This window comes from Nguyenibacter vanlangensis, assembly GCF_013376155.1.
GTDB classification, from domain to species: Bacteria; Pseudomonadota; Alphaproteobacteria; order Acetobacterales; family Acetobacteraceae; genus Gluconacetobacter; species Gluconacetobacter vanlangensis.
This window is the reverse complement of record NZ_JABXXP010000055.1, coordinates 1-10,297: the sequence shown is the minus strand read 5'-3', so window position 1 is coordinate 10,297 and position 10,297 is coordinate 1. Positions and strand designations below refer to the sequence as shown.

Here is a 10,297-nt window from a genome sequence, read left to right as displayed (position 1 = left end):
CGACCCGGTGGAGGCGTGGCTGCGCTGCGGCCCGGCGCAGGCGGCCACCACCATCGTCCATGGTCGGGTGCTGCTGGAGGATGGCTATCCGGTCGCGCCGCACCTGCCCGAGATCCTGCGCGCGCATGAGCGCCTGGCGCGGCGGATGCAGGCCGTGCCGGTGGGGCGATGAGAGGGGGGCCGGCGTTGCGCGACAGGCGGCGTTGCCGGTTGACCCGGTTCGGGACGGCTGCATAGAGTCCGCTGCATGGAGTCCCTGGCCGGGAGATCGCCGCGCGTGGTCTTTCCCGCGGGACCCTCTCGCCGGCGACATGGAGGGGCCATCATGACGAGAAAGAAGTCCGCCGTTCCGCCAGCCCCTGTTCCGGCGCTGGATGCGGGACGGTTTCTTCATGACATCCAGGCGCAAATGGCGCGGTCGCTTCTCGCGGAGCCCGAGAAGATCGTGGCGCTTGCGGACGACATCGCGTCCACGGCGAACGGCGGCGAGCCGGACGAGGAGCTTTGCGACCTGCTGACGATGGCGCTTGACGAAGCCAGGATGGCGCAGGAAGGCGGGCAGCGTGCCGGCAAACGGTGCCTGGACGCCCTGAGCCGCCATCTTGCCGACATGTCCCGCAAAGGCGAGATCACCATACGCGGCAACATGGCGATTACCAGATGTTACGTCCGGGCGAATCTTGCCGTGCCGGACATCGCGCCCGGCGCGCAGAGCGTCAGGCAGGAGGCGTCTTTCCTCGCCGGAGATGAAGGCAGGGGGGATGAAGGCAGGGATCCCGTTGCGGTCTTTGTGGATTCTCTCGGCGACCTGGTGAAAAACGTCGATGACGATCCATCGATGCTGCATCATGTCTTTGCGGAAACGCTGCCGGGGATTCCGCCCGATGCGCGACGCATGGTGTGCCGGATCGCCGCCGCGAACCCCGACCCGCATTTCGAGCCGCTGGGCTGTGCCTGGCTGCTCGATTCGTCCGAACCGGTCAGGGCCGGCGCGGCGGAAGGGTTGGGCGACCGTATTGCCGCGGGCCATCTGAGCGCATCGGCGCTGGGCCGCCTGGCCATGCTGCGCACCTGGATCGTCGATGAGCCGCATCGACGATGCGTGGACGGACTGATCAGGCAGGCAATCCGCTCCGGCGTGCCTTCGGAGCCGGCGGACGTGCCGCGCTATCGGATCACGGGATGCGTGTCGAGCCCGGTCGACGGGGCCGGCGCGCAAAGCCTGGGGATCGGCCTGCAACGGGGACGATCGCGCTCGATTGCCGTCGTGCTGCTGAAGCAGGGGTTCGGCGTGAAGGATGCCTATGCCGCGCCGTGCGACAGCGTGGCGGAGCAGCGCGGCATTCTCCAGCAGATGGCTGGTCCGGGGGAGGAAGGCCGCGTCTCGCTGGATTATGTCCGGACGGCTTTGCGCGTCGCGCTGGCGGATGGCATCCGGAACGGCGTGTATCCGGCGCCCGGCCTGATCGACGTCGTGGATGTCTGTGCGTTATCCGACCTGCGGCCGGCGGATGATTCGTCACCAGCGGGGCTGCTGGGCCAGTACGATGCGGAAGAGCGCCTGCGGTCCCTTTCTGCGGATGCGCGCGACAAGCTGGTCGCGGCAAGTGGGGAGTGGGCGGCGATCTATCCGGTTCTCGGTAGCTGGTTCGAAGATAGTGACGACATGTTCGACGCGATCGGAGCCGGCGCCTCGGCGGCAGCCCGGAAGAAGGCGCTGTGGACCTGGCTTGAGACGCGGCGGGCGTTCTGGTCGTCGATCGTGATGCGGACGGCACTTCTGTTGCAGGATCGGGGCGATCCTATGGCGGATTCCTTCGCGGTGACCGCCTGTGAGATTTCCGGCGACCGTCCGTTGCGGCGCATTCCGGTGATGTCCGCGATCGCGGACCAGACGCTGGAGGCGCGTTCGGCGGCGGGCGCCCCGGCGGGTGACGGCATGCCTCTGGATTTCGATGAGGCGCTGATGGATTTTCTGATGAATGCCGTCGCAGCCGCCCCTGCGGCGACGCGCGGCCCGTCCCGGGGCCGGAAAACGCGGAGCCCCGCGCCACGGAAGCGGAAATGATACCGGCGCATGTCATGATTGACCGTCTTGTGCTCTCTTTTTCGGGGCGTTGCCCCGAACCAAGCCAAAGGCGGTGCCTTTGGAAAAGCTCTGTTGTTACGTGTTGAAGTGTGATTTTTCAAAGGGCTGGCGAAATCCCGGGCTCTGCCCGGACCCGGCAGGGACCGCAGGCCCCTGCACCCCGACTCATTGATCCATCAATCGGTTTCCAAAGGCGCGGCCTTTGGCGGGTTTCAGGGCAGCGCCCTGAGAAAAGCCACCAACACTTAACGGCAACAGAGCCTTTGGAAACCGATTATTTATAAATGTAATGGGGTGCAGGGGTCCGTGACCCCTGCCGGATTCGGGCAGAGCCCGACCTGTCTTCCCAACGGTCAATGTCCAAGTGGATTGGTATGAGCCGTTCTTTTTGAACGTCGTGGGACGGGTTTGATCGTCACGGGACGGGGCAAGCCGCGGCGGCAGCGCGCCGCCGCGGCTTGCCCTGGGCCGGATCAGTGCGACAGGTCGGTGACCAGGGAGAGCAGCATGTCGATCGCCGGAGGGATGGCGGCGACCGGCGTGCGTTCGTTCAGCCCGTGCATGAAGTCGTCGGACGCCTTGATGAAGATCGGGCTGGCGCCGTAGCTGGGCACGTGATGGTTGCGGAACCACATGCTGTCGCTGGCGCCCGAGGTCATGGCGGCGAAGGCGGGCACGCCCGGATAGGCGGCGTGCATGGCCTTGTCCACCGCTGCCGTGAAGTCGGGGCGCAGGGGCGAGGCGTCGGTGGCGACCGAGCCGGCGGTGACGTCCGTGAAGGCGATGGCCGGATCGGCGGCGACCTTCTGCAGTTCGGCCATGATCGCGGCGCGGGTATGGCCGGGGAAGATGCGGCAATTGATGTTGGCGGTGGCGCGCTGCGGCAGGGCATTCAGCGCATGGCCGCCCGAGATCATGGTCACGACGCAGGTCGTGCCGATCTTGCCGACCAGGGACGGGTCGGCCGATAGCGCGGCGATCGCCTTGCGGTCCGTGGGATCGGCGGCGAAGGCGCGCATCGCCGCGGCGGTGGCCGGGCGTTCCCATCTGGCGGCGCTGATGAAATAGCCGCGGGTCAGCGCGTTCAATTCGGGCTTGAACTGGTAGTGCCGGATGCGCAGCAGGGCGGCCGCCAGTTCGTCGATCGCGTTCACCGCGCGGGGTTCGGAGGAATGGCCGCCCGGATTGGTGACGACCATCTGATAATCGGCATAGGTCTTTTCCGCGCCTTCCCAGGTGAAATAGGCGGGCTTGCCGGTGCGTTCGTCGAGCACGCCGTTGGCGCCGTCGACGTTCAGCACCAGTTCGGCGTCGGAAATCCGATCGGCGATCAGGGCGCCGGTCTTCATCGTCGTTTCCTCGTCGCCCGAGAATTCGAGGATGATGTCGCGGCGAGGCCGGTAGCCCTGGCGTTTCAGCTCGACCAGTGCGGCGATGGCCAGCGTGTCGTCGAGCTTCATGTCCGTGGCGCCGCGGCCGTAGAGATAGCCGCCTTCGACCACCGGGGTGAACGGATCGCGTTGCCAGTCGGCGGGCCGGGCCTCGACCACGTCCATGTGGCCGGAAATGACCAGGGGCTTGAGCGTGGGATCGGTGCCGTGCCAGCGGGCGATCAGGTAGGCCGTGTCATCGACCGGGGTGATGGTGATGTCCTGCGCGGAAAACCCGCCGGCGACCAGGGCCGATTTGAACAGCGCCGCGACCTGCGGCGTCTGATTGCCGGGGCCGGCGACCGAGCGCAGGGCGATGGCCTGCTCGGCCAGGGAGAGGGCCTGGGCGTCGGCCTGCTGGTGGATGGGTGCCGCGTGGGCGGCGAGGGGCGCCGCGAGGGCCACCACAGTGGTGGTGGCCGCGACGAAAGCTGCGATCCGCATCGACATGTCCGGTTGCTGAGTCCTGTGCCGTGATTCGATGGGGAATCGTAACCGCTGTGGCACGGGATGCCCAGCCCGCGGGCGTGGCGTGCCGCTTGATCGGAGGGCGGATTCAACAACCACCGCCTCTTCGATCCCATCGGCTATATCCCACCCGCCGAGGCCGAAGCCAACTACTATGCAGCCCTTGAGAATATCGACAGGGCTGCGTGACTCAAACCAAATAGCCTCCGGAAAACCCGGGACGCTTCATCTTCATGAAGCACGTTTCAACGTTGAATTCCGAGATATGAGTTCTGTCGGCAAGATTTTTTCAGAGGCTTTTTCCACACCCCAAAGCAGTTCCACAGCCTGACGTCCCTTTTCCTCATGTGGTTGACGCACAGATGTCAAACCCACTTTCTCCGCGACGGGCAAATCGTCGAAACCGACGAGCGAAAGCGCTTCAGGCACGGGAATTTTTCGGGCGTGAGCAACCTCGAGCGCACCGCAGGCCAGACGATCGCTCATGGCCAGCAAGGCCGTCGGTCGATCCGGCGGCGGTATCTCCAGCAGGGCTGCCATGCCTTCCCGGCCTCCCGGTTCGGTGTTCGTGGCGCTCTCCCAGACAGGAACAGTCTCTGAGTGGATACCGGCATCGGCCAGAGCTTCAAGGTAGCCGGTCAGACGCTCCGCCACTATTCGGTAGGAGATTGTGGCACGCCGACGCGCGCCCATGAAACCGGATCGACGGTCATTCCGGCTCCGGAGAGAGAGAATGCCGAACGTCCGATGTCCCATCGCTAACAGCGCACGCGCGGCGTCATAAGCTGCCGCGCGGTCATCGATTCCGACAAAGTCAATATCCGGTAGCTTTGGTTGATCGATAACGACGAGCGGCACATCGCGCTGACGCGCCAAAGCGACGTAGTGGCTGTCGTCAGCAACGGAATAGAGAACGAACCCGTCTACGACGGCATTACCCAAAGATGGTAAGTGCGCTCCCCCCTGCGCGTCCCCCTTTGCGGCGATCAAAGTGAGATTGACATCACGCTCGTTGCACGCCATCGCCGCGCCGCGCAGAACGGCCAAAGCGGCAGGATCGGTAAAGGCATAAGGCAGATCCTCACTCAGAATCAGCCCTATGGCTCCGGCGTGACCCGTCGCCAACTGCCGTGCCGCTGGGTCTGGGCCTCCGTAACCCAGTTCTTGCGCCGCCTTCAGGATACGTTCCCGTAAGGTGGCGGACAACTGATCCGGCCGCTTGAACGCGTTGGCAACAGTCGTGTGAGACACGCCAACCCGAGCGGCGACGTCCTTCAAGGTCATCTTTGATCGATGGTGGGATGGAGAATTGAACATGCCTTGCAACATTAGTGGCAAACGGCTCGTCCGTCGATCTCACACAAACTTTACCGCTAAAGCTAGCGGCGTCACTTGCGATCTTTAGCGATAAAGTTAAACAGATCTTTCTGTTTGGTTACATACGGAAGAGGTTGTTGCGTGGTTTCGGTAATCGCCTTTTCCCATGGAGACGGCTTCGCTCCGTCCGCGCGAGTATCGTTCCATATGGGGCGCAGATATCGCGAACGATCGGCGGCCCTTCGACGCTCGAAAAGCCGGCCATTTCTTCGCTTGAGCAGCTTTCAACGTTTGTGCCGCGCGGCGGCGGCGTTTTTCTGCATGATTTTCTGTGTCCCGCGGTCGGGACTTTCCGCGCCCGCGACGATCGCGCCGTTTTATTCTTCTGCCAGCCCGTGGGAAGCCCAGACAGTGGCGGCGATCGATACGCCGAATACGCTTCTAAACAACCCCGGTGGCCTGCGTTCCTGGCTCGCCAGTCAGGGACTCACCCTTTCGATGGATGACGAAAACGAGTTCGGCGGCAACGTGACGGGCGGCGTGAGAAAGGCATTCGACAACACTGGCCAGTTCGCCATCATACTCGATGCCGATTGGGGGAAGATCGCTGGAATCAGGGGCCTGAAGACCCATTTCGCGACCGTAACCCGTTACGGTCAGAACGCGAGCTACGGTTTTGGCGACACGCTCGATCCCAGCCAGCAGGTATTCGATGGCGGCGGTAACGCGGCCTTCCACCTCGTGCTGATGGATGCCGACAAGACTTTCCTGAACGATCGCCTGACGGTGGCAGTGGGACGAATGGGGCTCCTGAACGATTTCAATGCCTCGAAACTCAACTGCACGTTCATGAACAACGCGATCTGCGGTGAGCCGAAAACGTCCCCGGATCAGCCAGCCAACAGTGTATGGCCCAAGGCGGTATGGGGACTGCGATTAAAATACGAGTTCGTCCCGCACTGGTTCGTCCAAACCGGCGTGTATGCCAACGATCAGGCGAACAACAAGACAGGCTGGAAATTCACGACCGCCGAGACGCATGGGGTCGCTCTGCCTCTCGAATTCGAATACGACCCCCGCCTTGGTGCCCGTCGTGACCTGATCGGCCGGATCAAGCTCGGCATGACCTATGCCCATGCGACGCAGGCCGACGTGCTTTACGACCGAGACGGCGGCATCGCCGTCCTGACCGGCAAGCCCGCGCGGCGGGACCACCCCTATCCCGGCATGTGGTTCGTCTACGACCAGATGCTGATGCGCAATGGCCCTAAAACCGACGAGGGGCTGATGCTGATGCTACGCTTCGACCACCTCGATCCCGCAGTGTCGCGCCGCGTCGACCAATACGAGATCGGTCTGGTCGACAGCGGATTCTGGCGTGCAAGACCGGGCGACAGCGCCGGTATCATCTTCAGCGCCACCTCCGTCGGCGGACCATGGGGGGAGGCGCAGTCCATCGCTCTCGCCCATGGGTTGCGCCCCCCTTTAGGCTATCGCGACCAAATCGTGCCGGGGATTCCCTATCAGGTTCAGCGCTTTGCGGAGATCGCGGAAGCGACCTACCGCTTCGATCTGGGCCATGGCGTTCTTCTGGCGCCCGACTTTCAGTATTTCTGGAACGTCAACGGCCAGCGCAACATTCCCAATGCCGTTTTCCTGGGAGGAAGGCTGCATGTGCAGGTCTTTTAAGATCGCAATCGGCGCGAGGAAAATGTTTCTCCACTTTCGAGGTAACAAGGAAAAATCATGAAAAGATTTCCGCTTGGACACGTCCTCCTGGCCTCGACTATTGTGACAGGGATCGCAATGGCATCGGTCGGCGCTGCCCCGGCATGGGCCGAGCCCTCGCAGGCACAGTCGGCATTTCAGCTTGTCCAGCGTGCGGGCAACACACTGACCGTCCGCAAAGGCGCCGTCATCATCGAAGTCGCAGCACTTCGGGACGACGTTTTCCGCATTCGTATCGGACGGGACGGCACGCTGCCGCGTGACGAGTCATGGGCCGCGCTGGAAAACTCCCGCAACAGCAAGGCTGAGGTTCGTGACGAGGATACCGACCCTGCATTCGGATTGGCCACGCGTGGCGGCAGCATTCAAATCAACAGGATCAGCGGCGCGATCTCGGTTGAGAATGCCAACCACGCGGTCATTCTATCCGATGCGCCTAGCGGACCTTTTACGACCGACGGCAGAGGATTCCAACTTACGAAAATGATGTCGCCCGACCTACATATTTTTGGTCTTGGTGACAAACTCGCTCCGCTCGACCGCCGTGGCTATGTCTCACAGAACTGGAACACGGACGCTTACACGTTCCAGGAGCGGCAGGAGCCACTTTACAAAGATATCCCATTCTTCATCGGCTATGAGAAGGGGCACGCTTATGGTGTATTCATGGATAATACATGGCGGTCCGTGTTCGATTTCGGTGTGGCGCACCAGGATCGCATGACGTTCGGCGCGGCGGGCGGCGCGATCGATTACTACGTCATGACCGGACCGACGCCAAAAGACGTCGTCTCATCCTATACCTGGCTGACAGGCCGTTCGCCCATGCCACCGCGCTGGATGTTCGGATTCCAGCAGTCGCGCTATTCCTATCCCGATGAAAAGACCGTGCGCGCAATCGCGGCGCGTCTCCGCAAGGATCGCCTGCCTGCGGATGTCATTTGGTTCGATATCGGCTTTCAGGATCACAATCGCCCCTTCACGGTCGACGCCAAGGCTTTTCCGCACTTCAAGGAACTCATCGCCGATCTGGCCCGCGACAACTTTCATAGTGTCGTCATTACCGATCTCCATGTCGCACATCTTCCTGGCGCCCATTACGCTCCCTATGACCTCGGTGCGGCACAGAATGCGTTCGTCCACCGGCCGGATGGATCGGTCTATATCGGTCCAGTCTGGCCTGGGCCAGCTGTTTTTCCGGACTTTACAGATCAGAAAGCACGCACCTACTGGGGCAATCTGTTCCGTGAGCGTTATATCGATGACAATGTCGCTGGCTTCTGGAACGACATGAACGAACCCTCGATCTTCACGGCGCTGAAAACGATGCCGAATGACAATGTTCATCATATCGACGAACCCGGTTTCCAGACACGCGATGCGACGCATGAGGAAATGCACAACGTCTATGGCATGGAAAATGGCCGCGCGACCTATGAGGGCCTTTTAAAGCTCAAACCCGATCAACGGCCATTCGTGATGATGCGGGCGTCCTACGCGGGTGGCCAGCGTTATGCGACGACATGGACGGGCGACAACACCTCGACCTGGAACCATTTGCGTTTGAGCACGCCCCAGCTCCTCAGCCTGGGCTTGAGCGGCTTCGCATATGTGGGCGATAACCTGGGCGGCTTCGTCAACTCCCCACCGGCGGATCTGCTGACGGCGTGGCTCGAACTCGGCATGTTCAACCCGATCGCCGAAGACCACACCGATCTCGGAACGCGACCGCAGGAACCCTGGGTCGACGGTAAGATGCATGAAGATATCCGTCGGCGATACATCGAAGAACGTTATCGTCTGCTGCCTTACATTTATACAGTCGGCGAAGAGGCCAGTCGCACCGGTATACCGATGATGCGGCCGCTCTTTCTCGAGTTTCCTCAGGCCGGCGGTGGCCTCGCGCTCGATCTTCAGGCACCGAGCGAGTTCATGTGGGGCGCATCCTTTCTCGTTGCACCGTCACCGTTCCCGGAGGAAGCCAACGACTACAAGATCATTCTACCGCCGGGCGCGTGGTACGATTATTGGAGTGGCCAGAAGGTCGAGAATGCCACGGCTGCCGAGGCGACCGGGAACAGTGGCACCTCCTCGGCGATCGTTGCCGACGCCTCGCAGACGCCTCATATGATCATGGAACATCCAAAGTTCGGGCTGCTTCCTGTTTTCGTCAAGGCGGGCAGCATCGTTCCGCGTGAGCCGCTGACTCAAAGCACCGAGGAAATTCCTCAAGGTCCCCTTCAGCTTTCGGTTTACGCGAACGACACGATGTCGGGCGATCTCTACACGGACGATGGCAAGACCTTTGACTTCCGCAAAGGACAATATTTTCGCCAGCATTTTGACGGATCGCTGACGAATGGCACGCTTTCCTTGGCTCTGGAGGCGCCGCAGGGTCAATATCGGCCGTGGTGGAAGTCGATCGACGTGACAATCTACGGTGTTTCAATGTCGGCCAAAGCGCCGACCATTGAGGGGGCAAAGGCCACAAACGTCCATTTCGACGGCAAAATGCATGCGATGCATTTCACCATTCCGTATCAGGTGCAGACCACAAAACTGACGATTACAATGGGTCGATAACGAATAACGGCTCGCGCGCTTTGCCCGGAAATTCGCGAGCCGGTCGTTGAAAAATCAGGGATGTGGTGAAGAGTAAGGTTGAGTGAACGGACCTCGTCTTCCTCCCATGAAAACGACAGCTTCTTTGACTGCTCTGCCCGAAGCCCACATTCTGCTGACCATCCTATCTCCACCCATGACACATGCAAGCGAGTGTTTCAAATCTAATCGCAACCCATGCCATGGCGGCGCGCACCGCCAAGAGGTAGCTATTATGTCGTCCGCGTCATATCATTTTTGGCATCCTCCAGTCAGATCGGCTCCCCATCGCCCCGACGCCATGATGCTGCGGCCAGGCAAGACGCCGTGCGGCCAGGAAGTTCGATGCCATCTTCGGCGCCTAGTGCGCCGTATCCGCCGCCATTGGCCGCCACGCGGCTGACCATCCCCGGGCGACGCCATTACGGTCGTCCCGAAGTGATGACTTGGTGCGAGGCCAATGAGGCGCTAACGCCGGGTCGCAGCCAGAATCGGAGCCATCAACTCCCCGAGGCGTTAGAAAGAGAACACCACTGAAGGTGCTGACCTCACCACCCATCAGTTTTTATGGGGTCTGGATTGACGTGCTGAATCTGGCTGTGATTCAAGGATTCTGCCCTTGTGAGGAGCGGATTTGGCATGACCCCGGCTATTGTGGAAATGG

Annotated in this window: 5 protein-coding genes and 1 pseudogene; 4 read left to right on the top strand and 2 right to left on the bottom strand. The window is 61.6% G+C overall.

The window, feature by feature from the left end; all coding sequences use genetic code 11:
- Window positions 1–325 precede the first annotated feature (325 nt).
- Window positions 326–2,068 carry a hypothetical protein gene (locus tag HUK84_RS05500; RefSeq protein WP_176639374.1) on the top strand — a complete coding sequence of 581 codons (1,743 nt, stop codon included), beginning with the start codon at window positions 326–328 and terminating at the stop codon, window positions 2,066–2,068.
- A gap of 494 nt (window positions 2,069–2,562) precedes the next feature.
- Here HUK84_RS05500 and HUK84_RS05495 read toward each other — a convergent pair whose 3' ends face one another.
- Together HUK84_RS05495 and HUK84_RS05490 are read right to left on the bottom strand one after the other, a co-directional pair.
- On the bottom strand, window positions 2,563–3,963 hold the full coding sequence (locus HUK84_RS05495) for a M20/M25/M40 family metallo-hydrolase (RefSeq protein ID WP_176639375.1): 1,401 nt from the start codon (window positions 3,961–3,963) through the stop codon (window positions 2,563–2,565).
- 255 nt (window positions 3,964–4,218) lie between these two features.
- The gene (locus HUK84_RS05490) at window positions 4,219–5,271 is read right to left on the bottom strand and encodes a LacI family DNA-binding transcriptional regulator (protein WP_176639373.1); all 1,053 of its coding nucleotides are present in this window, start codon (window positions 5,269–5,271) and stop codon (window positions 4,219–4,221) included.
- A gap of 306 nt (window positions 5,272–5,577) precedes the next feature.
- Here HUK84_RS05490 and HUK84_RS05485 point away from each other — a divergent pair, with 306 nt between their 5' ends.
- From HUK84_RS05485 to HUK84_RS05475, 3 genes and pseudogenes are all read left to right on the top strand, one after another.
- A complete protein-coding gene (locus HUK84_RS05485; protein ID WP_176639372.1) occupies window positions 5,578–6,993 on the top strand; it encodes a carbohydrate porin in 1,416 nt (471 codons plus the stop codon).
- A gap of 57 nt (window positions 6,994–7,050) precedes the next feature.
- Window positions 7,051–9,615: a glycoside hydrolase family 31 protein gene (locus HUK84_RS05480; RefSeq protein ID WP_176639371.1), complete on the top strand. Its 2,565-nt coding sequence runs from the start codon at window positions 7,051–7,053 to the stop codon at window positions 9,613–9,615.
- A 295-nt stretch (window positions 9,616–9,910) separates the two neighbouring features.
- A pseudogene (locus HUK84_RS05475) lies at window positions 9,911–10,092 on the top strand (transposase); the annotation flags it as partial.
- Window positions 10,093–10,297 lie beyond the last annotated feature (205 nt).

Coding starts and splice junctions, on each gene's coding strand:
- HUK84_RS05500 (WP_176639374.1), top strand. CDS start 326: ATGACGAGAAAGAAGTCCGCCGTTCCGCCAGCCCCTGTTCCGGCGCTG.
- HUK84_RS05495 (WP_176639375.1), bottom strand. CDS start 3,963: ATGCGGATCGCAGCTTTCGTCGCGGCCACCACCACTGTGGTGGCCCTC.
- HUK84_RS05490 (WP_176639373.1), bottom strand. CDS start 5,271: ATGACCTTGAAGGACGTCGCCGCTCGGGTTGGCGTGTCTCACACGACT.
- HUK84_RS05480 (WP_176639371.1), top strand. CDS start 7,051: ATGAAAAGATTTCCGCTTGGACACGTCCTCCTGGCCTCGACTATTGTG.